Raw genomic sequence first — 25097 nt, forward strand, 5'->3', positions numbered from 1 at the left:
TCTTTAATCTGCACAGTAAGTTATGTACCGATCACACCACCGTCTTTGCGGGTAATGCGCATAACTGTTGAGCGTGGGATTGAATCACCGCCGTCTGGGAAGTGAGAAGGTGCCAGATCTTCACCTGGATGCTGAATACCTACAAACATGGTCTTGTAATCTGGCGAGAACGTCAGGCCGGTAATTTCACAGGCGATTGGGCCGGTCAGGAAACGACGGATTTCACCGGTTTTCGGGTCGGCGCAGAGCATCTGGTTGTTACCCATCCCTTCGAAATTGCCTTCGTTTGAGTAGTTACCGTCAGTAAGAATCCACAGGCGGCCGGCACCATCAAAACCGAGGCCATCTGGGCTGTTGAACATATTGTCTTTGTTGATGTTTGGTGTACCTGCCATCAATCCTTCCTGAACGTCAGGGTTACCGGCCATCACAAAGAGATCCCACTTGAACGTTGATGCTGTATGGTCACCTCCCTGGGGTTCCCAGCGAATAATATGGCCATACGGGTTTTCTTTTCGGGGATTAGCCGCGTTGATTGGCTGGTTTTCTCTCACTCCCCGGTATTTATTGTTAGTCAGGGTGCAGAAGACGTGTTTTTTATCCGGGTGGATGGCAACCCATTCAGGGCGATCCATTGTGGTGGCGCCAACCTGAGTTGCCGCTTCACGGGCAAAGATCAATACTTCTGCCTGATTGTTGAAGCCGTTATCCGGTGTGAGGCCGTTTTTACCAAAAGTCAACTCAAGCCATTCGCCTTTGCCTTTCAGTTCACCGTCTTTACCTTCAAATTTGGCGACATAAAGCGTTCCTTCTTCTAGAAGATCGCGGTTTGAAGCGTGGACTCCTGGCTTGTATTTATTTTTGGACACAAACTTATACAAGTGCTCGCCACGTTCATCATCGCCCAAGTACACCACTACATGACCGTCTTTGTTGATGGTAAGTGCTGCATTTTCGTGTTTGAAACGACCGAGTGCAGAACGTTTTTTCGGCGTCGAAGTGGGATCCATCGGATCGATTTCGACAACCCAACCAAAGCGGTGCGGCTCGTGAGGGTTTTTCGCGACATCAAAACGTTCATCATGTTTCCACCAGTCATAGCCCCAGTCTTTGTCTTGAATGCCATAACGTTTGTAGGTTGGCCCCAGATCAACGTTTTCAGAGGTGGCGAAGTAACCATTGAAGTTTTCTTCACAGGTTAAGTAAGTGCCCCATGGGGTCTGACCATTTGCACAGTTGTTGAAGGTGCCCAGAATCTTGGTACCGGTTGGGTCTGCGTGGGTTTTCAGCAGATCACTGCCACGTGCAGGGCCTGTCATCTCCATGGGTGTATAAGCTGTAATTTTACGGTTCAGGCGACCTTGGGTATTGACTTGCCACTTACCGTCTTTTTTCATCAATTCAATGATAGAAACACCGTGTGCAGCCTGGCCCTTACGCACATCGTCCGCAGAGATATTTTTACCTTGATGGGGGTAGAGGTATTCAATGTTGGTGTACTCGTTGTTGGCAACCAGTACGGCCCGTTCATCAGACAATGGGAAGAAGGTCATGCCATCTGTGTTGTCGCCGTATTGCTTTTCCTGCGCGTAGGAATCGTTGGATTGACTGAACTTGGGAGAGTCAGGAAATAGCGCATCACCCCAGGAAATGAGTTTTTCTGCTACATATCCTTCCGGAACAACCACGGTGTCACTTGTTGAAGCAGGAATGGCTTTAAATCCTATCAGCGCGCTCTTGTCCATCGTGTCAGCAACGGCTTTGGCCACAGGGCTTGCAGCGAAGAAGGCCACTGAACCTGCGGCGCCGGCAGCACGAAGGAAATGGCGGCGATTCATCGCTGCATCGATAAAACGGTTGAACTCTGGCTCGTTGTCCAGTTGGCGTTGGTCAATATGTTTGCTCACAATGACTCCCTTTCCAAATAATTATTAAAAGTTAGTGCCGTTTAGTGTTGGGACGGATTTTGGTGTTGGTTTGTTACTTATTTATGAAGCATTAATGAAGAGTCAATGTCATGACAGCGAGGCATAGAGTATGTAATTGCTGGTTTTATATGAGCTTTTATGCATTTTAACGGCAGAGCACGATCAGGTTTGATCCGGCGCAATGCCATTTGGCAGGAAAATATGCATGTTGAATGCAACATATTGTTTAGGAATACATTGATGCGGAACTATCTGATCATAGTGAGTTTAAGTTTGATGTCTGCGGCATCCTTGGCGATGGAAGGCGATCCGGTTTTGGGACAGCAGAAAGCATATACGTGCCAATTTTGTCATGGTGAAACAGGTTATACGCCAAAAATGGATTATCCCCATATCAACGGGCAAAATGCGGGTTATCTTTACAACGCAATGAAAGCGTACCAGCTCGGTGAACGTGCCGGGGCGATGGGCAAGATGATGCGGCAACAAATGAGTGTTTTGAGTGATCAGGATATGAAAGACATTGCGGCTTTTTATGCCAGCCAAAAACCGGGCAAGCCAGAGTAAGTATTTGCGGTAGACTGACCTCGCTGATATTGTTCAGGAAAATAAGAATCAGGAAAGAAATATGCCAACGATCTGGGTAGATGCCGATGCTTGCCCAACCGTAATCAAAGAAGTGCTGTATCGTGCCGCTGATCGCACCCAAACCGAATGTGTTTTGGTGGCAAACCAGCCTCTTCGAACGCCGCCATCCCGTTTTATCCGAAGCTTGCAGGTCGAGAAAGGGTTTGACGTTGCGGACAACGAAATCGTTAAACGCGTTGAAAAAGGCGATTTAGTGGTCACAGCAGATATTCCCCTGGCTTCTGAGGTTATTGAGAAAGCGGCAGTTGCCCTCAATCCCCGTGGCGAGCTATACACGCCAGAGAATATTCGACAGCGCCTGAATATGCGGGATTTTATGGATACCCTACGTTCGAGTGGTGTTCAGACCGGTGGGCCAGCAGCGCTCAATCAACAGGACAGACAGAAATTTGCTAACGAACTGGATAAGTTCTTACAACGTGCCAAACGTTGATTAAGCGACGGATTGGGTTTAATCGTAGTGTTGAAGGAAAGGCGTAATGTGGCTGTTGTAGGTCAGTGCTTTGATAGCACTGTGATTGTTAATAAGCCACTCCGCCTTGTTGACATTGCCGATACCGATAATCGCTTGAACCAAGAGTTTAAAGTCCCGGAGCCAGCGTGATTTCTGGTCCTCGCTCCAGTCATTGCGGTAGATTTCATGGTAGTGCTCAACCCACCAATAAGCGCCACGAATAAATGCGGCAATGACGATGGTAGCTGGCTCAATGTGTTCGTCCTTTCCATCAATAGCGTATTCGTCTGACAAGGGCTGCCCCTGTGAGAAGGCCGCATAGTTTTTACAGTATTTGTACAGTGCCAGTTGCAGCGCTGATGCAGAATCACAATGCTCAAGTGGCAAGGTTGTGATGGGAAGGTGCTTTTTGTTGCTTCGAAAAAGCTCGATGCTGCGTTTACCCGGTAAAAGTCTTTCAATAACAAAAAACAAATCGATACTGATGAGTTGATTGCTCAATGTGGTTTCCTTGTATCTGTCTCAGCGGCAGGTGCTGGCAACGATTTGATTTACATCGAAGCATACCCCCTCAATACTTAAAACGGAATCAATTTAGGCCGAAGTCGTGCTCTGAGATGAGTTGGATACCGTGTCAGCGGAAATGGGGAAAGAGCATAAGCTTTTTTTCGCTGTAGGGAGAAAGCAAAAACCCCGCATGGCGGGGTTTTCACTTTTTCAGCAAGCAAAGATGACTTTGTTTTTGTTTGTATGCAGTGAATATAGCGTCGCCGATTCTGACTGTCTATGAGATAAAACAGCTTTGTTTTAGCTTGGGTTACGTATCACCTAACCGTTGTAATGAATTTTATTGCATAAATTTCTTGGTGAGCCATTTCTAAATTTACGCTTAATTCTCAGCAAAAAAACAAATTTGAGCCTAAGTCGGTAGGTTTACATTTTGCATTGGCTTTGCCACATCAACATGCTGCTACTTCTCAACCGTCAGTCTCAGTAACTCACCGTTGGAAGAGTCGGTAAGCAGAAAAATATCGCCATCGGGTGACTCAACAACGTCCCTGATACGGCCATATTGATTGTCCAGCAGGCGTTCTTCCTCGATCACTTTCCCGTTTTCCATATCAAGCCGGACAAGCAGGCCAAATTTCAGTGACCCCAACAATATGTCTCCCTGCCAATGGTGGAACTGTTGTCCGGAAATCATTTCCATACCAGATGGCGCGATAGAAGGCACCCAGTAGTGGACAGGTTGTTCCATGCCAACCAGCTCGGTTCCGATGCCTATCTGGCTGCCGGTGCCATAATTTACACCGTATGTGATGGTCGGCCAGCCGTAGTTGGCACCTGCTGTCACCATATTGAGTTCATCCCCACCTTGGGGGCCATGTTCATGGGTCCAGAGGGTTTGGCCGTCGTTATCCAGTGTCATGCCCTGAATATTGCGGTGTCCGTAAGCGTAGATTTCCGGCAACGCATTTTTGTCGCTGACAAAAGGATTATCATTGGGAACAGAGCCATCAAGGTTCAGCCTCACCAATGTGCCCACATGGGCGTTGTTTTGTTGGGCTTTATCGCGGTTTCCCCGATCACCTAATGCGATATAAAGATGCTTATCTGTTGTCAGCAACCTGCCGCCATAGTGCCGGCCACCGGCCAGCTTAGGGGTTTGAGAGAAAATCGTCGTGATATTGGAAAGTTGGTTCCCGGAAAGGGTGGCGGAGGCCACAGCGGTGCCAGATTTTCTGAATGGCCCTTTTTCGGCAAATGCGAGATAAATGCGCTTGGACTGTACAAAGTCCGGTGAAAGTGCAAGTCCCAGCAAGCCACCTTGTCCCCGGTAGACCAGTCCTTCCGGTAACCCTTGTACTGCCGTTTTGTCCCCATTGGTACCGATGCGCTTCAAACCGCCATTTCGCTCGGAGACCAATATATCGCCATCCGGCAAAAACACGAGTGACCACGGATGATTCAAGCCAGAAGCCACGGTTTCCACCGTGAAGGCATGTTTTTCTGAGGTCATTGCCTCCCTGGCGATGGCCGGGAACCATAATGCAATAAGAAAACTTGCAGTAAGTGCTGCTAACGTTGTTTTCATCTTCATTGTTGCGTCCGGTTCCTAACTACTTACTTGTTGCTGAGAGAGTCACCCAAAACTCGCACTGTTGTTACCAACAGTGTAAATCGTGATTACCCGTAGCGCATACGTTGAGTGTATATACGGCTGGGACTAGGTGCTGATTTGCTGGTAGATTTCATCCTTGAGCTGCACACGACGCAGTTTTAAGTTTCGGAAGTTGTCATCATCAGTGGGGATTCTTGCCATTTCCAGACCGCGGATTTTGTGGTCAAGGTGATGGTATTCGTCGACGAGTTGGCAAAAGGCTTTATCCGCCATTTTCATTTCGTGGATTTTGTCTTTGTATTCAGGGAACTCGAACATGAGTGCGTGGTTTTCACCGTGCATATAACCTCCTGTAGTGGGACCTGCGAGCCACAGGGTCGCCGCCGATTCTCCGTAAAAGCCCTTGCTGGACTTATCGTCAGTGCGCGTGGGGACAGGTGATAAGAATGTCACACCACACGTTGAGAATAGAAATTGAAGAGGAGGGATTCTAGTTTCAGGGCAACAGTTATTTATGAGTCTTAGGAATGGAACAGGGCTGGTAAAGATTCTTTCACATTATGCTGAAAGCGCCCAAGGCGCTTTCGTGCGCCTGAGCGGATGAGTAAAAGGTTTAACGCTTGTTTTTGATGGATGCCGTTTCTTTCTTCAGTAAAGTGATCTTTCCAAACCCTAATTTGTTGAAATAACTGTCGCGATGATTTTTCACGGCTTTGCCATCTGCCACGCTTTCCAGCTGGCGCTCCATGTTCAGAAAGTCAGTCAGGTCAATACCTTCTGCTTCTGCGGCGGCTTCATGAGGTGAGCGATGTTTTTGGTAAGAAAACGTCACCACCTTGGTTTCGCCTTTGTAGATGTATTGAAGTTGGCGTGACATATCAGTTCTCATTCGAAAGGAAAGGGGGCGGAGTATTTATCACCGCCTGTCGTAAGTCAATCACCACAGTGTATTGCCTGTTATCGGGATACATCAACGTTGGCAAATTCCTCGTTGTTTTCGACGTCTTCGCAAGGATGAAAAGCGATACGTTTTCCACTGCCAGTAAGCAGGCCAATGTAATCCGGAGAACCATCACTGTTTAATTTGACTTCTCCGACAGCGCATTGATTCACCAACAGGCTTTTCGTACCATTATCAGGTCTTCTTCTTTCAATACGCATGCGTTTGCGTCGGGTAAAAAAGTTCAGTGGTGATTCGGGCCAGAACAGTTTTCGATCCAGCCATTCAAATACAGAGAGAAAAGGTTCGGGGAACTGGTTGCGAAAACCGCTGCACGTGATTTGCCAGATCCTTGGGCTGCTTTTACGAAAGCGCATACGGATATCATAAGCAAAGGAGTAGTGCACATCGCCTGAGAGGATCACGAAGTTTTTGGGCGTTTTGGGGTGCCTAAAGATATTGAGCAGTGCGTTGGCAGAGCCTGGGTGCGCCATCCAGTTTTCAGAGTCAGTGGCTAATGGATAGCCAAGGATGGTGACAATACGTTGAATGGTCTCGATAAGTTTCACCCCGAACATTGGCGCGGGAGAAACCACGACCACCGCATCACTGTTGAACACATCATGCTGAAAGTCCATCAGCGATTCCCAGTCCATCAGCCCTGAGGGTTTGTTATAGCTGGACTCTGAGCGCCAACGTCGCGTGCGGGTGTCAATTACCACCACTTTTGGGGTAGTTGGAATGGTGTAATGCCAGTGCTCAAAGTGATGGATAACCTGGGTCATTTTGTCCAGCGATGCCGGATCACGGGCATTCAGGAATTGTTCTAAGGGTGTCCAGAAATCATCGGTAAAGGCATCGGGATCGTTCCCCCAGCCTTGACAAAAGAAGTACCCCATCATGGCGTTAGTAATAATGCCCTGTGCAAACGGTTCATTATTCACCGCCCGTTCCCAGCCAACGGTCAGGTTAAAGTCGTCTGTTACATCGTGATCATCAAAGATCATGTAAACAGGGATGTGGGCAAATAACCGGCGGACATTGGGCAGTCCGGCACAAAAACGGGTGAGTGCAGCATGCTCCGTCATCCAACGTTGCTGCTTTTCTACAGGCAGTGAAGGCAGTGTCTCCGGTAAGGACAGGTGTTGCCAGAGTGCCGGAGACCACACAAGAAGGTACATGGCGACAAATTCATTGACGCTGATGAGATGGTTATCCGTGGTGCGTGAGCTGAAAACCGGCTCCGGTCTGGCCTTGCAAAGACGCTTTATCCATCCGTGGTTGATGGTGCTGTGGGGCAACAGGTCAGTGCGGCCGTAAATCGGGGTTGTCTCTGGTTCGAGTTCACTGCACCGCGAAATACTGGCAGCTTCGAAGGTCTGGTCGTCCATTCCCAGTAAGGTGATGGTCTGACGGATGGCATACATCATAGGGCCGCAGACATCATCGGCATAGATCTGGTCGCCACTCATGATCAGCAAGTTGGCACGCCCTTCGACGGGTATCTGACTATAGTGTTTATCGAGCGCAGCTAATGCATCTTCACCGTGGTGATGAGGGTGACGGCATGATCCATGAGCAATATGTCCCGCTGTTGAAGGAATGATGAAGCTGACGCGGGTTTCGCCTGGGTACAGAAAATCTGCCAGCTCATTGAGCAGCGAAGTGCCATTGTCGGCAATGTCGTAGCGTAGCGGCACATCTGTCTCAAACGCGGTATCGCTGCGAAACTGGGCCATGACGACATAGCAATGTTCCCCAAGCCTTACCTGCTTGTGTTGTTGAAACCCGTCAACAAAAATGGGGGGATCCTGATCACTACGGTAGAGTTGAAACTCTGCCTGCAAAGGGGCAGATGTTACTGCCCACAAACAGATTTCATCCTGGGTAGTGCGTCTGAGCATTGGTCCTGCTAGAAAAACGGGTAACGCCACGGGCAACTCAATTTCATCCTCTATTTCCTTAACTGTACGTGGTCTTAGCCTGTTTTTGTAGCAGGGCAAACGTAAAGTCTTGCAAAGGAATCACTTTTGTTTGACACCCCTCCTCCGCAACTTACGGCTCATATTGGAAAGTGCGATTGTCTGCTTCGTCATCGTTTGGGGCCGTAACGCGTATACAGGCTGCTAGGCCAGAGTAAAATGGGACAAAATTGACTGGATGGAAAACATATCGTTAACAGTAAATGGCGTGGAAACGGAGTAAATAGGTGGGGTAGACAGCGAATAGGTTGCCAATTAGCCACTTGACATCAATTTTAGTGTTTCATGCAAAATAGTGCTTGCATGCCTCAGGCGGTTTGCCTAATATCACTCTCGTTCTCAGGAACACTGCCTATTCCCCCTTAGTTCAGTCGGTAGAACGGCGGACTGTTAATCCGTATGTCGCTGGTTCAAGTCCAGCAGGGGGAGCCAAATTCCGAAGCCTCGTCGAATGACGGGGCTTTTTTTCGTCTGTTGTTTGGCGCTTCCTGTGTTATTTCTACTTCCTTTTTGCCTGAATTAGACCCTCCAAAACGAAAAATGCCCGCATTTCGCGGGCAAACGTAGCATTACATCTGTTTACTTTGTTACCAAAGGCCAAGCAGTTTCCACCACGCGCCACCGATAAAGAAGAATACCGGGATAACGACTAGTGAGAACACAAAACCAATTTTCCACCAGCTTTGCAGGGAGTGGAAGCCAGCACCAAACAGGATAGGGGCGGGACCAGATGAGTAATGGGTCGTAGACATATACAGGTTACTGAAAATACCCAGAACGATAGCTGCCAGCATTGGTGGTGCGCCTGCTGCAATGGCGATGGCAAGGAACGCGGAGTACATGGCACTGATGTGCGCCATGGCGCTCGCCATCAGGTAATGGCTGTAGTAGTAAACCAGCAGCAGAATCGCAAGGGTGGTCACCCAACCAAAGCCTGACAGTGAAGAACCGATGGCATCGCCAAACCAGCCGATGAATCCAAGCTTGTTAAGCTGGGCTGCCATCATCACCAGTACTGCGAACCAGGTGATGGTGTGCCAGGCTTCTTTCTCGTTCAATACCGCATCCCACGTGATAGTGCGGGTAAGCAGCAGGAAGACCAGACCGAGCAGCGCTGTAACGGTGGAATGGATACCTAATGTTGGCCCCAATACCCACAGGCTAATCATGCCCACAAAGGTGATACAGACCATCCACTCATCACGTGTCATTGCACCCATATCAGCGAGTTTTTGACGGGCAATCGCACGCATTTCCGGCGTCTTTTTCAGTTCAGGTGGGAAAACCAGATACATGACCAGCGGGATGAGCACCAGACAGATAATACCGGGGACAATCGCTGCTACTGCCCAGCCAGCCCAGGTGATTTCTACGCCCTGTTCTTTTGCAAAGTTCGCCGCCAGAGGGTTTCCGGCCATAGACGTCAGGAACATGGCACAGGTAATAGCATTACACTGGAAGATACACTGCACCAGAAACGCGCCGATTTTGTTCTCGGTTCCTTTTTCAGGATCAGAGTCGTAGGCATTGGCAACAGAACGGAATAGAGGAGAAATGATACCGCCACATCGCGCGGTGGTACTTGGCGTCGCAGGGGCAAACAACAGATCGGTTAAAACCAGACCGTATGCCAGTCCCAAAGAGCTGTTACCCAGCTTGGTGATAAACCAGTAACCGACACGACGGCCAAACCCGGTGCTGATAAACCCCCTTGAAATGAAGAACGCGGCGGCAATCATCCAAATCGTGGGGTGGGCAAAGCCAGTCAATGCAGTGCGGATGGGGATCACGCCGAGCAAGGTAGCAGCGGTGAGCCCCATCAGCGCCATTGCACCTAAAGGCAGTGGTGCAATGATCAGGCTCATCACGGTAACGACAAAGATGGTCATCATTTGCCAGGCCTGAACCGTTAATCCGTCGGGCACAGGGAAGAACCACAATACACTGCCTATGATGGCAAGTATCAGCAATCTCATATTGGTTGAAGACATCATACAAACCTCCTTTTGATTTGCCTTCAAAGTAAGTGGGAACCCGTCCAAAAAACCTGTCCTAAATCAATATGAAAAGAACCATGTTTCATGCTGTTACAAAGTTGAAAGCGCCGACACGCTGGGGGTGAAAGAGGGGTGAAATAAGGCGCGTAGAAACCATTAAATTCATAAATACCAAAATGGGGATCGCGCTCAATATCAGCAGGAGATGCGCTGACAAAAAGACAGTAAATCCCGTATGCTATAACTGGTTTGAAACCAAGGAGTTCCGGCAATGGCCGCGCGCTTTTTTCCCCGTTCCTTTACGAAACACCTGACTATCTTGCTTTGCGGTGTCTTTCTGTTTTCGGCAGCAGGCTGGTGGGCCATCAGCTCACACCGTATCAACCATTTGCTTGACGAACAGATTTCACTCCGGGCGGAAGTGCAGGCCCGTCAACTGGCGCAACTGCCAAGCCTTGTTGGCGCAGTTCGCAGGGAAAGCGCTGACGATGTAATGGCTATAGTCGCAGGTTTGCAAAAGGTGACAGATGCTGACTTTATTACGGTCAGCAACGAAAAAGGCTTGCGACTGGCGCACCCTGTCCCCGAGCGTATTGGGTTGCCGGTGCTTGGCGGAGATATCGAAAAAGCATTGAATCAGGGAGAGGCCTACCTTTCCTATGGTGTTGGGTCGCTGGGGCCGTCTGTGCGTTTTATCTCTCCTATTATCGACAACGGTGAAATTGTCGGGATGATAAAAGTGGGGTACCTCATCAACACCATTGCGGTACTGAACGAAGAAAATATATCCCCTTTGCTTGGTTTTGCCCTGAGCGCGGCGGTGTTGTCTGGGCTCATCGCCTGGCGTTTTTCCGGGTATATTGGTCAGAAAATGCAACATCTGGAACCCTGGCAACTCACCCAGACACTGAGCACGAGCCAAGGCGTGCTAGAAGCCGCACATGAAGGACTTATGGCAGTTAACCATCATGGGCAGCTTTATTTGATCAATGACTCCGCCCGTATGCTTTTAGGCGACCAGATGGGAATGCCTACGCCTTTTGCTGTTTCACAGTTAACAGATGAGCCTGGCATTTTTTCACTGAAAGGTGAGGATTTCATCGACAAACTGGTCAGAATCAATGGCCGTAATCTGGTGATGACACGTGTCACTTTGCCTTCGACAAACGACGTGCCAGGTGGCGCGGTATTCAGTTTACGCGCACAGGATGAAATACAGATCCTGTCGAACAAAATCAGCCAGGTCAGCCATTATCTGGAGTCGTTGCGTGTAACGCGCCATGAATACCAAAACAAGCTCTCTACGCTGGGCGGGTTGCTGCAATTAGGGCATTACCAGCAGGCACTTGATCTGGTGCTTGCCCAATCCCAGACCAATCAGGGGCAGATGGACAGCGTAAGGCAACTCCAGTCACTGCCCATGATTTCAGGGCTGTTGTTAGCGAATATGGGTAAAGCCTCGGAGAAAGGTATCAGTGTTGACCTCACTGAGCTGGATGGATGGCATGCGCTACCTGCCAATATGGATGAAGAACAGCTCAGTACCCTGGTCGGAAACCTGTTTTCCAACAGCATTGAGGCCCTTGAGGGCATAAAAGAAGGGGCTATCCGGGTGGCAATGTATGAAACCCGCAATGAGCATGTCCTCGCGTTTTATAACAATGGTCCCAGAATTCAGGTCAGCTTGGATGTCCTCTGTCAAATGGGGTACACAAGCAAACCTGACTACAAAGATCATGGAATTGGCTTGCATCTTGTCCAATCGATTGTCGAATCGGTCTCTGGACATATCGAAATGGATAGCGATGACAATGAAACCGCTTTCACTCTCTATTTTCCCAAGGAACAGCCGTGTTAAAAGTGCTTATCATCGAAGATGATCAGGATATTGCTGCGTTGCATGAACATTTTGTCCGCAAAGATGGCCGTTTCAGTGCGGTCAGTGTTGTCCATGACCTGGCGAGTGCCAGAGAGCTCCTGTCAGTTGCGAATTTTGATTTGCTTATCGTAGACAACTACTTACCCGATGGGATGGGAGTAGATTTATTACCTGATCTCCCGCCATCTCTTGGGCGGCCTGAATGTGTGCTGATAACTGCCGCCAATGACTCAGATACTGTCCAGAAAGCGCTGCGGTATGGTGCGTTTGACTATTTAATCAAGCCATTGGATTACAAAAGGCTGACAGAGAGTTTGGATAAATTCTGTGCCATTAAACAGCAACTGGTGAATGAAAAAGCCTTTGACCAGCGCACGCTGGATGTCTTGTTCAGCGGTGGCACCATCATTAAAAAGCGGGATAATATTGACCCTTACACGTTAAAACAAATCGTCGATCAGTTTCCCCATGCCCATATTGAATTAACCGCCAGTGCGATTGCCGAGGCATTCAGTATCAGTAAAAGCACCGCCAGACGCTATTTGGACAGGGCTGTTGAAGAAGGTGACCTGATAGCCTTCCTCGAACACGGCAAAGTGGGGCGACCTACCCGGGTATATCGCCGCCCCGGATTTGTGGGAAAATAATCTTTGCAAATCATTCAAACTTTCAACTCTGTAATGTTATATTATAACATTATTGATTAGACATTTGATGGGTCATGCTCCTGCCATACCGCACGTTATTATCGTTGTTATTAGTCGTTTTGCTGGGCTGGCAGGGGGTTGCGTTTGCGCATCACAAGGGCGAGCATCACCATTCGGTTAACATTGACCACCAATGCATGCTGTGTGCGTTGGGTGTCACTGGTGTCGAAACCCGTGCCTTGAGTGTTGTTCCGCAGCCTATCGGGTTTACCCATCCTACCCACGCTATTCTTCCTTTCTTTTCGGTCATTGTTGTCCCCCAAAAAGCACGCTCTCCACCCAATGAACGCATCACCATTGGCGACCTTATAACAAATTAGATTTTGGAGAGTTTATGTTAAATAAAAACATGCTTGCACTGAGTGCAATTGCTTTAGGTATGGCATCGACAGCGTCAGCCGATCATGATGAACACCGCCAGCACGATGCCCACCAACACGGTGTGGTTGAATGGCACATTGCACAGGATGGTGATGAACTGTTGGCTGAAATCACCGCGCCCGGCAGTGATGTGGTGGGGTTTGAGCACGCACCGGAAAATGCAGCACAAAAGGCAGCCATTGAGAAAGCGATGACGACGCTCGCCAAGCCGGGTGCATTGTTTGCTATCAATGCAGAGGCAGGGTGCGAACTGGAATCACATACCGTCAGCAACACGCTGGGCAAAGGGAATGGTGATCACCACGACCATGATCATCATGCGCATGAAGAAGGACATCATGATGAACACGATGATCATGAGCACCATGAAGAACATGCCCATCACGACCACGACCATGATGATCACGATAAGAAAATGCTTCACGGCGAATTTTCAGCGCAATACACCTTCCATTGCCAATCGCCTGACAGCCTCAAAACAGTCTCAACAAACTGGTTTGAAGTATTCGGTAACACCGAAAAAATCAGCGTGCAGGCCATCACCGACAAAGGTGTTGTAGCTGGCAAACTTGTACCGGCTTCCAACACGTTCCGTTTCTGATTCATTGGCCCCGAAAGGGGCCTTTTGGTTGTTGACTATGTTACACATTGAAAACCTCCGCTTCAGGTGGCCGGGCCAGACTGCATGGCAAATCGACATTCCACAGTTTGCGTTAGCGGCTAAAGAGCGCGTCTTTTTAAAAGGGGCCAGTGGGTGTGGAAAATCTACCCTGTTGGGATTGGTGGCAGGAATCAATACGGCAGATGAAGGCACATTACGCATTCTGGATACGGAGTTGACAGTGTTAAAAGGGGCGAAGCGGGATGCCTTCCGTGCTGATAACCTCGGTTACATTTTCCAGCAGTTCAACCTGCTTCCTTACCTGTCTGTTCTCGACAACGTCACTTTGCCATGCCGCTTTTCCAAACGACGGAAAGCCCGCGCAGGCACCGATCTTCAACAAGAAGCGGAACGGTTGCTTGATGCGCTGGCACTGCCTAAAACCTGTCTTTCTAAACCGGTGACTGAGCTCAGTATTGGGCAGCAACAGCGTGTTGCTGCTGCCAGGGCATTGATCGGTAAACCGGCGTTATTGCTTGCCGATGAACCCACGTCTGCACTGGACGCCGATACCCGGAATACGTTTATTTCCCTGTTGATGAATGAGTGTGACAACGCCGGTTCCAGCCTGCTTTTTGTCAGTCACGACAGTGCATTGGAATCCCATTTCGACCGCTCAGTGCTGTTGCCAGCCCTGAACCGTGCCGCATCTCAGATGGAGGGAGAATAGATGGCCATCCTTCGATTGGCGTTGCAAAGCCTGAAAAACCGGAAAACCACGGCGTTGCTCACCGTGTTTACCGTCGCGGTGTCCGTTGCTTTGCTGCTAGGTGTTGAGCGGGTCCGTACACAGGCCAAGGAAAGTTTTGCCAACACCATCTCCGGGACGGACCTGATTGTGGGTGCGCGCTCTGGTCAGGTAAACCTGCTGCTCTACTCTGTATTCCGGATAGGCAATGCGACCAATAATATTGACTGGAAAAGTGTCGAGGACGTGAAAAATCACCCTTCGGTCGCCTGGTCAATTCCCCTGTCCCTTGGTGATTCTCACCGGGGATTTCGCGTAGTGGGAACCACCACAGATTACTTTAAATATTACCGTTATGGTCAAAAGCAGGCGCTGACGTTTTCTCAAGGTGCCCTTTTTGATGGACTGTTTGATGCGGTTATTGGCTCTGAGGTCGCTAAAAAGCTGAATTATAGACTGGGCGATGAGATCGTGATCGCCCACGGGCTTGCCGACAAAAACTTTGCCCGACACGACAACCTGCCCTTTAAGGTGACCGGGATCCTTGCCCCGACCGGGACGCCCGTTGACCGCAGCGTGCATGTGTCGCTGCCAGCGATCGAAGCTATCCACATTGGGTGGGAGAGTGGTGCGAGAATGGGAGCAGGGGTGAGAGCAGAAGATATCGATCCTGATACGCTTCATCCCGGACAAGTTACGGCATTATTAGTCGGACTGAAAAGCCGCATCCAGACATTCGCCCTGCAACGCACCATCAACGAGTACAAACAGGAGCCGCTAACGGCAATTATGCCGGGGATTGCACTGCATGAACTGTGGGGCATGATGTCAGTGGCAGAACAAGCGTTGCTGGTGGTGTCAGGGTTTGTGGTGGTTGCCGGGTTAATGGGCATGCTCTCCAGTTTGTTGACGGGCCTGAATGAGCGTAGGCGGGAAATGGCAATTTTGCGGGGTATGGGGGCAAGGCCTGCCCATATTTTCATTTTGCTGATCAGTGAGGCACTGTTTCTGACCTTGCTGGGTATCATTGCCGGGGTGGCAGTGCTTCTGATCCTGATTCAAGTGGCAGCCCCCTTTGTCCTGAGTCAGTATGGCTTGCAACTTTCCGCTGCGCTTTTAAGTCAACATGAATGGAGACTGTTAGGCATTGTCCTGATAGCCGGATTATTGGTTGGCGTGCTGCCAGCGCTTCGTGCGTATCGCCAATCCCTGTCAGATGGCATGACAATACGGATATAAATAATGATGAAAAAATGGTTACTGATATTGACCGCGTGCCTGCCGTTCTTTGTGTCAGCTGAAGGAGCATTGACGCTGGACTGGCTGGATTTGATCCCGGAATCTGAACGCAATCAGTTCAATGATCGTGGTATGCCGCTGGTGGACCATAGCGGCGATACTGCCGCTCAGCAAAGTTTGGTAGGAAAAGTCCGACCTGAACTCAATAACAGCCTGGTGAAAATCCCTGGTTTTGTGATCCCCCTTGAAGGTGACGCCAATACTGTCACTGAGTTTTTACTGGTGCCATTCTTTGGTGCATGTATCCATGTGCCGCCACCGCCGCCCAACCAAATTGTGTATGTGAAATTTGAAAAAGGCGCGCCGGTACAGGAATTGTGGGATGTGGTTTACGTGGTGGGCAAACTGAAAACCGAAACGATTTCCCACGACATTGCCCAAGCGGGGTATTTGCTTGAAGGTTCAACTATTGAGCCTTACGACGACCAATAAAAATACGGTGATGTTTTATACCCAAGCAACCTGAATCCTGCATTTTCAGGTTGTTTGGGGATATATCCCCATCCTTTACCGTTTTTGGTCGACGTTCTGTCGCCCGGTACAGCTTTCAGTCAGGAATCACTGGCATACTTGATGCGGCATGGCCGAAAAGCGGCAATAAGAAAGAGGTGATTTTCCAGTCTTTTAAACAGCGGGTTTTGATCTTCGCTCTACAATAAATACCGTCAGGCTATGTTACTTTACATTTACTTATCACTTTTGCCCGACACGATGTGGTTGAGGGAAGGAGAAATACATGATCAAACGGAAGTTATTGCTTCCTACGCTGGTAGGTGCTGCGCTTCTGGCCGGATGTGGAGGCCAGGAAACTCAGCAGAAGCAAGCGTTTGCCCCCATTGTTGCAGTTGAAACTGCAGAGTTGATTGATTACCAGCCTCAACAGAGCTTTGTGGGGCGAACAGAAGCGATAGAAGATGTCGGCATTGTTCCGCAGGTATCCGGTTATCTTCAATCACGCTATTTTAAAGAGGGGGAGATGGTCAATACCGGTCAGCTTCTGTATAAAATCGACCCTTCTCTCTATGAAGCGAAAGTGGCCAGTGCCAAAGCATCGGTTGCCCAGGCAAAAGCAGGTGTCACTAATGCAAACCTCGATTATAAACGTGGTGAGGACCTGCTCCCCCGTGGTGGTATCAGTCAATCTGAATTCGACCGCCTGACTGCTGTGAAACTGCAGGCAGAAGCGGCACTCAAATCTGCTGAAGCACAGTTGCAGGCAGCAGAAACCGATCTTTCCCATACTATTATCCGTGCTCCATTTTCTGGCCGGATCAGCGAAAGCCGGGCAAGCATCGGTGACTTGGTGTCACCGTCTACCGGTGTGCTGACGACCATTGTCAGCCTGGATCCAATGCATGCTTCATTTTCCATGAGTGAGAAGCAGCGATTGCAGTCCGGCGCAGACCGGATGTCTGGACAGGGTGAGGGACGTAACGACGATGTAGAAGTGTGGTTGAAGTTAGGTAAAGGGTTTGATTACGAGTACAAGGGTCAGCTCGATTACCTCGGTAACCGTATCGACACCCAAACCGGCACCATTGCCCTGCGTGCACAATTCCCTAACCCGGAACACCGTTTGCTGCCCGGCCAGTACGTGGAAGTGATCGTGAAAGACAAAAACGCCAAACCGACACTGGTGATCCCGCGTTTGTCGGTGCAGACCGATCTGGAAGGGGATTTCGTGATGGTGCTGAAAGACGACAATATCGTTGAGCGCCGTAACATCGAACTGGGTCCACAAATCGAGCAGGGCGTGATTGTGCTGACAGGGTTAAACGAAGGTGAGAAAGTGCTGACCAAAGGCTTGCAACGCGTGCGTAATGGCATGACTGTTCGCCTAGAAGGCCAAGGGGCGTAACCGGATGCTTAGTCGCTTTTTTATACAGCGCCCCAAGTTTGCGCTGGTTATCTCCATCATTCTGACACTGGCGGGTGCGATTGCGCTGCTGACCCTGCCGGTGGCGGAATATCCGCGTATCAGCCCACCATCAGTGAGTGTGACAGCGGTTTATTCCGGTGCCAGTGCAGAGGTGGTGGAACAGGCTGTCGCCGACCCGATAGAAACCTCGGTCAATGGTGTGGAAAACATGATCTACATGTCTTCCAAGAGTGCCAACGATGGTTCCTACAACCTGAACGTGACGTTTGATATCGGCACCGACCCTGACATGGCGCAGGTTAACGTGCAAAACCGCGTGGCACAGATTGAATCCAAACTGCCGCCGGAAGTGCGTCAGGTGGGGGTGACGGTGAAAAAACGCTCGCCTGACCTTTTGATGGTGCTGAACTTTTATTCACCGGAAGGCAAGTACGACGACCAGTTTCTGGTTAACTACATCAACCTGAACATCAAAGACCAGATTGCACGGGTCAAGGGGATCAGTGAAGTTAACGTGATCGGCGGTGGCGAATATGCCATGCGTGTCTGGCTGAACCCTGAGAAGATGGCAAACCTTGGCATCACTACCTCAGATGTGCGCTCTGTGCTTGCAGAGCAGAACGTACAGGTTGCTGCCGGTGATATAGGTGCACCTCCGTTTAACAATGCACAGGAAATGACGTTCAAGCTTGTCACCAAAGGCCGCCTGAGCTCGGTGGAAGAGTTTGAAAATGTGGTTGTCCGTGCCAACCCAGACGGCTCAATGGTGTACCTGAAAGACATTGCTGACGTCTCTTTGGGCAAGAAATTCTATACCGGTAACGGTAAGTTCCGTGACCGTCCAGCCTCTATCGTGATCCTGAACCTGCAATCTGATGCCAATGCGCTGGAAAGTGGCGGTCTGGTGATGGAGCGTCTGGAACAGCTTGCGCAGAACTTCCCTGAAGGCATGAGCTATGAAGCCAGCTATGACACGACCCTGTTCGTCTCCGAATCGATCAAAGGCGTAGTGAAAACACTGGTTGAAGCGGTGCTGCTGGTTATCGCGGTGACGTACCTGTTCCTTGGCAGCTTCCGTGCCACGTTGATCCCGGTAGTGGCGATCCCAGTGTCCCTGATTGGTACGTTCGCCGTGATGTTGGCCTCGGGCTTTACGGTCAACACCGTGACCCTATTCGGTTTGATTCTGGCTATCGGTATCGTGGTCGATGATGCCATTCTGGTTATCGAAAACGTTGATACCAATATGGCGAAAAACCCGTCCCTCACACCACGACAGGCAACCTTGCTGGCGATGAAAGAGGTGACAGGGCCTATTATCACCTCAACATTGGTACTGTTGGCGGTATTCCTGCCGGTTGCCATGTTGCCGGGGATTACAGGGATCATGTACCGCCAGTTTGCACTGACTATCTGTATATCCGTACTGCTTTCGGCGATTAATGCGCTGACGTTGTCACCGGCGATGTGTTCATTGATACTTCGCCAGGGCGGTGATAATCATGCCCGCTGGTTCAAGGTGTTTAACAACGGTCTGGAAAAAATCACCACCAAGTACGGTGCAGTCGCGGGTTTCCTGGTACGTAAAACCGCTGTGCTGGGTGTGTTGTTTATCGTGGCAGTGGGTGCGGCGGGTTACTTTGCCAAAACCACCTCAACCGGTTTCGTGCCGCAGGAAGATAAAGGCGTGATGCTGATTAACATCCAGCTTCCTGATGCCGCTTCCCTGTCCCGTACAGAATATGTGACGCGCAAACTCGGGGAAATGGTCACTGCTGAGCCAGGTGTTGATGGTGCGACGGTGGCGAATGGCTATGCCTTCCTGACCGGTGCCGCAGCATCGAACGGTGCATCTATGTTTGTGAAATTGAAAGATTGGGAAACCCGACAGGCATTGGATGGAGACCATTCTTCGTTTGACATCATCAACCGCATTAACGCAAAAGCAGCCGAAGAATTGCCTGAAGCGGTTGTGTTTGCGATGGGACCGCCAGCTGTGCCGGGGATGGGGCCTTCATCCGGTTTTGAATTTGTACTGGAAGATACCCTTGGCCGCAGCCGTGGTGAGTTGGCGATGGTGATGCAACAGCTGATGCAAAAAGCTAACGAGCAGCCGGAAATTGCACGTACCTTCAGTACATTCCGCGCTAACGTACCGCATTTCTATATCGATATCGATCGTGAAAAAGCCAAGCAGTTGGGTATCCCGCTTTCAGAAATCTTCACCACCTTGCAGGGCAACCTTGCCGGCATGTACGTGAATGACTTCAGCCTGTTTGGTAAGAACTACCGTGTGACTATTCAGGCAGATGGTGATTACCGTAACGATCTCGACTCGATGGGCCGTTTCCACGTGCGTTCGAACACTGGTCAGATGATCCCGCTGAGCACCCTGATTGATATTGAACAGGTGTTTGAACCGGATGTGGCATGGCGTTACAACATGTACCGCGCTGCGGTTATCCAGGGTTCACCTGCACCGGGTTATTCATCTGGTGACGCGATTGCCGCGATGGAGCGGGTTGCGGCTGACGTACTGCCGCAAGGTTACCAGTATGAGTGGACAGGTATGGCATATCAGGAGAAGCAAGCGGGCAACCTTGCGATTTACGCGTTTGCCCTGGCGCTGATCTTTATCTACCTGTTTATGGTGGCGCAGTATGAAAGCTGGAGTATTCCGCTGGCGATCATTCTGGTGGTGCCAGTGGCCACGCTGGGTTCCTTCCTTGCGTTAGCGATGACAGGCACACCGCTCAACCTGTATGCGCAGATTGGTCTGGTTCTGCTGATTGCCCTGGCGGCGAAAAACGCCATCCTGATTGTGGAGTTCGGTAAGAACGAGCGTGAACAGAATGAGCTGCCAATTGATAAGGCCGCAGTGATGGGCGGTAAGCTGCGTTTCCGTGCGGTGAACATGACATCCTGGTCATTCATTCTGGGTATCATGCCGCTGATCTTTGCAACCGGTGCTGGTCATATCAGCCAGAACTCACTGGGTATTTCACTGACGGGTGGTCTGCTCTGTGTGCTGTTGGCCGGTACCTTCCTGATCCCGGGCTTCTTTGCCGTTATCCAGAGATTACGAGAGAAGCATCACGGTGGTTCAACCAAGCTGGTAGATTTGGAAGACTGATAGCCGCACCAATAAGGACAAAAAAGGCACCTCATCGAAGGTGCCTTTTCTTTTTATTCAGACAGTTAATCAATGCTGAGGCAAGTCCGGCTTGGGTTTTACTTTCACCAGACTTTCGATAATGCTGATAGCCAGTCCCAGCCAAATCAAACCAAAACTGACGGTTTTCACCCCATCAAAAGCCTCGCCGAAAACCGCGATAGCGAGCACAAATTGCAGTGAAGGTTCAATGTATTGCATAAACCCAATCATCGACATCTGCGCATACTTGACCGCCTCTGAGAAAAAGAACAGTGGCAGCAAAGTGACAGGTGCAGCACCGAGATATAACAACAGGGTAGACATGTCACCTGACACAGCAACACTGGTGCCTATTCCTATCTTGTAAGCCATGTAAATCGCTGCAACCGGCAGCAGCGCAATGGTTTCGACTAAAAGGCTTGAGATTGCATCATACTTCACATGACGCTTGCACCAGCCATAGAGCGCAAAAAACACCGCCATTAGCAGGGCTGCAACAGGAAGTTCACCGTATTGCCAGATTTGGTAACTGAGGCCTAGGGCACCAAACAATACCGCCGCTTTTTGTCCAAGGGTCAGCGTTTCATTAAATGCCACCACACCCAGAGCAATGACCAGAAGAGGGTTAATAAAATAACCAAGGCTTGCGTCCAACACACGATCATTGGTCATTGCCCAGGTAAATGCACTCCATGAAATACACATCATCACGGATGCAAGTCCGGCAAAGAAAAACGAACGTTTATCGGCAACCAGCGCTGACCAGTTTGGCGACGTGGCTTTGCGAACTTGCAGCACCAGAAGTAAAAACGGCAGTGACGCAAGAATGCGCAGTGCCAACAGTTCATCCATGGCTGCATTGGGTAGAAACTGGTAGTAGAGCGGCATTGCGCCCCATAGCAGGAAAGCCACAGCCGCCATCACGTTACCAAAACGTGTTGGATTCATAGGGAGAACACCTTGGGTAAAAAATAATCAGGGGATGCGTGATTGTATAGCGGAAAAGGGATTTGTAAAGTGATTAAGGTGAAAGAATGAAGCGTTTGAGAGTGTCTTTTGATGAAAGCATTGAAAGGGTGAATGTTATGGGGGCTCAGTTGGATTTATAGCCAGTATTATCAGTGTATTGTGTGTATTTTTTAACATTTTAAATCAAGGCTTTGTTGTGATTTAAAACGCTGCATTGCATTTTTTTATTGGAAAATAAGAGGTTTGGTTATTATTTTCACATAGATTTCTAAAATGATGTTTTTCTGGTCTATTCGAGGGGGCGCATTTGCAAGCCCCCTCTTGGTGTCGCCAGCTTAACCTGGCAGGTTTGCGATCTGCTCAGCCATATCCATCAGAGTATCCAGTATCCGTTCACCGTCAGCGCGCAGGCCAGTCAGATTTGGTTGCCAGTGCATGTGCGGCCTGCTTGAGTGGCAACAGGTTTTGCATCTGGTCGAACAGCCTTGGATTCCATCTGGGTCGTTACAATACCGTTCAGAGTGCTTGGCTCGGTGATACTGGTCTTTGGGGTAAAGCTATTGTTTACCAGTGTTTTCATTTGCGCTTCTGTCAGGCTGTAAACGAAGGGGAAAGACTTCCTGTTGAGAAATGACTAAATTGAGAATAAAACAGAGGGGCTCAGCAGGTAGAATAACGGGTGTAATTAACGAGATGTGACGCGCTGGATGCGTCAGTGAATCGGGTAAAAACAGCCTTATTCACCTCTCGATAAGACACGAAGGAAAGCTATGTCAGATAATAAAAACAACGTATTGGTGCTGTTTGCGCATCCATCCCAGCGGCGTTCAGAAGTGAACGTCCCATTGTTCAAGGTAGCAAAGTCAGTTGAAGGGGTTACGGCGGTTGATCTTTACGGTGAATACCCTGATTACCACATCAATATCGATCTGGAACAGCAGCGTCTGCTGGTGCATGACGTAGTGATTTTCCAGTTTCCGCTTTACTGGTATTCCACGCCTTCCATTTTGAAAGAATGGCAAGATTTGGTGTTGGAATATGGCTTTGCCTATGGGTCGCAAGGTACTGCACTTCGTGGGAAGCAATTTATGTGTGCCATTACGGCGGGCGGTAAGGAAGAAGCCTACAAAGCGGACGGATTTAACCACTTTAAAATTCGGGAGCTGTTGGCGCCGCTGGAACAGATGGCAAACCTGACGGGAATGCGCTACCTCGCGCCGTTTGCTCTCTTTGGCTCCCGCACCGCAGCGGAAGACGGCAAAGTGGAGCGCCACGTTGCTGCCTATAAGCGGCTGCTCAATGCCTTTGTTGACGGTACGGTTGATCTTAACAAAGCAGCGGTCAGTGAAAAAATCACCGCGGGTAACATCGCGCATGTGCTGAAGGACGGTGAGTGATGACAGGTATATTCCTTAAGGCGTTTATTTTCCTTGCTGCTGCGGTTGTGGCCGTTCCTATCGCCAAAAGGCTTGGGCTGGGCTCGGTGTTAGGTTACCTGATTGCCGGTGTAGTGATTGGACCGGTGATCGGTTTGGTGGGGGATGAAACCACGACAATCCAGCATTTTGCTGAATTTGGCGTGGTGATGATGCTGTTTCTTGTCGGCCTTGAGCTGGAGCCGAAAATGCTCTGGGCGATGCGCAATAAATTGCTGGGTCTGGGAGGGTTGCAGGTTGGCCTAACAGCGGCTGCTGTCATGGGGATTGCATTGCACCTTAACCAGCCCGGCAGTGTTGCGCTGGCGATAGGCCTGATTTTCGCGCTCTCTTCGACCGCGATCGTACTCCAGACGTTCAATGAAAAGCGGCTGACCAAAACCGAAGGCGGGCGCAGTGCATTTTCTGTGTTGCTTTTTCAGGATATTGCGGTGATCCCGATGCTGGCCTTTATCCCATTGCTGGCGTTGCCCGAGTTGGTTGAACAGGCACAAAGCGCAGCAGCGGCGGCCGCAGAACACCATGAGGAACTGAGTCTGGTTGCTGGCTTGCCGGGCTGGGCGCTGGGCTTGGTGATCACTGCCGCCATCGCGACGCTGGTCATTGGGGGACATTACCTGAGCCGGCCATTGTTCCGTTTTGTCGCCAGCTCCGGCTTGCGCGAAATTTTCACTGCGACGGCGCTGATGTTAGTGATTGGTATTGCGGTACTGATGAGCCTGATTGGCTTGTCGCCTGCGCTTGGTACGTTTCTCGCGGGGGTTGTGCTTGCCAACAGTGAATTTCGCCATGAACTGGAGTCCAACATTGAGCCGTTCAAAGGGCTGTTGCTGGGGTTGTTCTTTATCACGGTGGGTGCGGGTATCAACGTAGGCATTCTGTTCGACAATTTCTTTGCCGTCATCGGACTTACCGTTGGATTGATGGTGCTGAAAGCGGCAATTCTCTTGGTGCTGTCGTTGATTTTTCACATTAAGGGGACTGCACGCTGGTTGTTTGCATTAAGTCTTGCGCAGGCGGGGGAATTTGGTTTTGTGCTCTTGAGCTTTTCCACCCAAAACCACGTATTGCCGATAGACACTGCCCAATTGCTGTCTCTGGTTGTCGCCCTGTCCATGTTCCTGACGCCGGGCCTGTTTATCCTGTACGACAAAGTGATCCTGCCGCGTTATGCCAAAAGCAAGAATAACCGGGAATATGATGAAATTGATGAGCAGGGTAGCGTGATCATTGCTGGTGTGGGTCGGTTTGGCCAAGTAGTGAACCGGATCCTGACCGCCAACGGTGTGAAAACCGTGGTGCTGGACTATGAAGTGGCACAGGTTGAGAACCTTCGAAAAATTAATGTGAAAAGCTACTTTGGTGATGCGACACGCCCAGAGCACCTCCATACGGCAGGGATTGAAGAGGCGGCCATGCTGGTGGTGTCGATGGATAACCAGGAGACCACGACCGAGCTTGTCGAATATGTGAAGCATACCTACCCGCATGTCAAAGTGCTGGCCCGCGCGTTTGATCGCGGTCATGCTTACATGCTGCGCCATGCCGGCGCGGATTTTGTTGTGAAGGAAACCTTCCATTCAGCGCTGGAAATGGGCGCAGAAGCGCTGAGAACGCTTGGCACTCACCCATTCTTGGTTGAGCAGCAAAAAGCGACCTTTAACCGAATTGAAAAAGAAAGCTCGGAAAAACTGTATGACACATGGATGGGCGGCGATGAATCACAATCGTATGATACTCACTACCAACACCTGTTTATCCAGCTTGAAGAAACCGTTCGTGAGGCGATGAAGAAAGACCGAATGGACAGACACAGTATGACTGACCGTGAATGGACGCCGCCACCGAAGGATTATCTGGAGGATCTGGAAGAAAGTGGGCCTGAAACAGAGGACAAGCCTGTTTCATGATGTTGGTTCCCTTCGTTGCTGACGATGCGGTGTGACCAGTTTCTATCAATAACAAAAAGCCAG

At 49.9% G+C, this 25097-nt stretch carries 21 protein-coding genes and 1 tRNA gene; 14 read left to right on the plus strand and 8 right to left on the minus strand.

The window, feature by feature from the left end; all coding sequences use genetic code 11:
- Positions 1–20: 20 nt before the first annotated feature.
- On the minus strand, positions 21–1838 hold the full coding sequence (locus tag VHA_RS12735) for a PhoX family protein (RefSeq protein WP_226926508.1): 1818 nt from the start codon (positions 1836–1838) through the stop codon (positions 21–23).
- 330 nt (positions 1839–2168) lie between these two features.
- On the opposite strand from VHA_RS12735, the gene VHA_RS12740 reads away from it, so the two are divergent.
- Together VHA_RS12740 and VHA_RS12745 are read left to right on the plus strand one after the other, a co-directional pair.
- Positions 2169–2495: a c-type cytochrome gene (locus VHA_RS12740; RefSeq protein WP_040528887.1), complete on the plus strand. Its 327-nt coding sequence runs from the start codon at positions 2169–2171 to the stop codon at positions 2493–2495.
- 61 nt (positions 2496–2556) lie between these two features.
- On the plus strand, positions 2557–3009 hold the full coding sequence (locus tag VHA_RS12745; RefSeq protein ID WP_005504937.1) for a YaiI/YqxD family protein: 453 nt from the start codon (positions 2557–2559) through the stop codon (positions 3007–3009).
- An 18-nt stretch (positions 3010–3027) separates the two neighbouring features.
- Here the strand turns inward: VHA_RS12745 and VHA_RS12750 are convergent, their stop codons facing one another.
- From VHA_RS12750 to VHA_RS12770, 5 genes are all read right to left on the minus strand, one after another.
- Positions 3028–3531 carry a hypothetical protein gene (locus tag VHA_RS12750; protein WP_005504938.1) on the minus strand — a complete coding sequence of 168 codons (504 nt, stop codon included), beginning with the start codon at positions 3529–3531 and terminating at the stop codon, positions 3028–3030.
- Between the two features lie 469 nt (positions 3532–4000).
- Positions 4001–5131: a PQQ-dependent sugar dehydrogenase gene (locus VHA_RS12755; RefSeq protein WP_040528889.1), complete on the minus strand. Its 1131-nt coding sequence runs from the start codon at positions 5129–5131 to the stop codon at positions 4001–4003.
- A 126-nt stretch (positions 5132–5257) separates the two neighbouring features.
- Positions 5258–5494 (minus strand): HP1242/YdcH family protein, encoded by a 237-nt coding sequence (locus VHA_RS12760; RefSeq protein WP_005504942.1) that lies wholly within the window; start codon positions 5492–5494, stop codon positions 5258–5260.
- Between the two features lie 271 nt (positions 5495–5765).
- Positions 5766–6029, minus strand: coding sequence for a DUF2960 family protein (locus tag VHA_RS12765; RefSeq protein WP_005504944.1), 264 nt, complete (start codon positions 6027–6029; stop codon positions 5766–5768).
- Between the two features lie 80 nt (positions 6030–6109).
- A complete protein-coding gene (locus VHA_RS12770) occupies positions 6110–7996 on the minus strand; it encodes an alkaline phosphatase D family protein (protein WP_050778559.1) in 1887 nt (628 codons plus the stop codon).
- Positions 7997–8430: 434 nt separating this feature from the next.
- Between VHA_RS12770 and VHA_RS12775 the strand changes: the two genes are divergently transcribed.
- Positions 8431–8506, plus strand: a tRNA-Asn gene (locus VHA_RS12775).
- Between the two features lie 155 nt (positions 8507–8661).
- On the opposite strand, the gene VHA_RS12780 is transcribed toward VHA_RS12775, so the two are convergent.
- A complete protein-coding gene (locus VHA_RS12780) occupies positions 8662–10068 on the minus strand; it encodes a DASS family sodium-coupled anion symporter (RefSeq protein ID WP_005504947.1) in 1407 nt (468 codons plus the stop codon).
- 274 nt (positions 10069–10342) lie between these two features.
- Between VHA_RS12780 and VHA_RS12785 the strand changes: the two genes are divergently transcribed.
- The 9 genes from VHA_RS12785 to VHA_RS12820 all read left to right on the plus strand — a co-directional run bounded on the left by VHA_RS12785 (position 10343) and on the right by VHA_RS12820 (position 20698).
- Entirely contained in the window at positions 10343–11929 is a 1587-nt protein-coding gene (locus tag VHA_RS12785; protein WP_005504949.1) for a GHKL domain-containing protein, read from the plus strand.
- A complete protein-coding gene (locus VHA_RS12790) occupies positions 11923–12597 on the plus strand; it encodes a response regulator (protein WP_005504950.1) in 675 nt (224 codons plus the stop codon). Before VHA_RS12785 ends, VHA_RS12790 begins: the two co-directional genes overlap by 7 nt.
- A gap of 104 nt (positions 12598–12701) precedes the next feature.
- On the plus strand, positions 12702–12977 hold the full coding sequence (locus VHA_RS18900; protein WP_162021949.1) for a hypothetical protein: 276 nt from the start codon (positions 12702–12704) through the stop codon (positions 12975–12977).
- A gap of 14 nt (positions 12978–12991) precedes the next feature.
- A complete protein-coding gene (zrgA, locus tag VHA_RS12795; RefSeq protein WP_005504952.1) occupies positions 12992–13639 on the plus strand; it encodes a zinc uptake protein ZrgA in 648 nt (215 codons plus the stop codon).
- A 37-nt stretch (positions 13640–13676) separates the two neighbouring features.
- The gene (locus VHA_RS12800) at positions 13677–14369 is read left to right on the plus strand and encodes an ABC transporter ATP-binding protein (protein ID WP_005504953.1); all 693 of its coding nucleotides are present in this window, start codon (positions 13677–13679) and stop codon (positions 14367–14369) included.
- Positions 14370–15626, plus strand: a complete 1257-nt coding sequence (locus tag VHA_RS12805; protein ID WP_005504954.1) for an ABC transporter permease — start codon at positions 14370–14372, stop codon at positions 15624–15626.
- A 3-nt stretch (positions 15627–15629) separates the two neighbouring features.
- Entirely contained in the window at positions 15630–16118 is a 489-nt protein-coding gene (locus VHA_RS12810; RefSeq protein WP_005504956.1) for a DUF3299 domain-containing protein, read from the plus strand.
- 304 nt (positions 16119–16422) lie between these two features.
- Positions 16423–17544 (plus strand): efflux RND transporter periplasmic adaptor subunit, encoded by a 1122-nt coding sequence (locus VHA_RS12815; protein WP_005504958.1) that lies wholly within the window; start codon positions 16423–16425, stop codon positions 17542–17544.
- A gap of 4 nt (positions 17545–17548) precedes the next feature.
- On the plus strand, positions 17549–20698 hold the full coding sequence (locus tag VHA_RS12820) for an efflux RND transporter permease subunit (protein WP_005504960.1): 3150 nt from the start codon (positions 17549–17551) through the stop codon (positions 20696–20698).
- A 69-nt stretch (positions 20699–20767) separates the two neighbouring features.
- Here VHA_RS12820 and rarD read toward each other — a convergent pair whose 3' ends face one another.
- Entirely contained in the window at positions 20768–21667 is a 900-nt protein-coding gene (gene rarD, locus VHA_RS12825) for an EamA family transporter RarD (protein ID WP_005504962.1), read from the minus strand.
- Between the two features lie 791 nt (positions 21668–22458).
- Between rarD and VHA_RS12830 the strand changes: the two genes are divergently transcribed.
- A complete protein-coding gene (locus tag VHA_RS12830) occupies positions 22459–23085 on the plus strand; it encodes an NAD(P)H-dependent oxidoreductase (RefSeq protein WP_005504965.1) in 627 nt (208 codons plus the stop codon).
- On the plus strand, positions 23085–25034 hold the full coding sequence (locus VHA_RS12835) for a monovalent cation:proton antiporter-2 (CPA2) family protein (protein ID WP_005504967.1): 1950 nt from the start codon (positions 23085–23087) through the stop codon (positions 25032–25034). Before VHA_RS12830 ends, VHA_RS12835 begins: the two co-directional genes overlap by 1 nt.
- Positions 25035–25097: the final 63 nt, after the last annotated feature.

This window comes from Grimontia hollisae CIP 101886 (genome assembly GCF_000176515.1).
In the GTDB taxonomy this organism is placed as follows: Bacteria; Pseudomonadota; Gammaproteobacteria; order Enterobacterales; family Vibrionaceae; genus Enterovibrio; species Enterovibrio hollisae.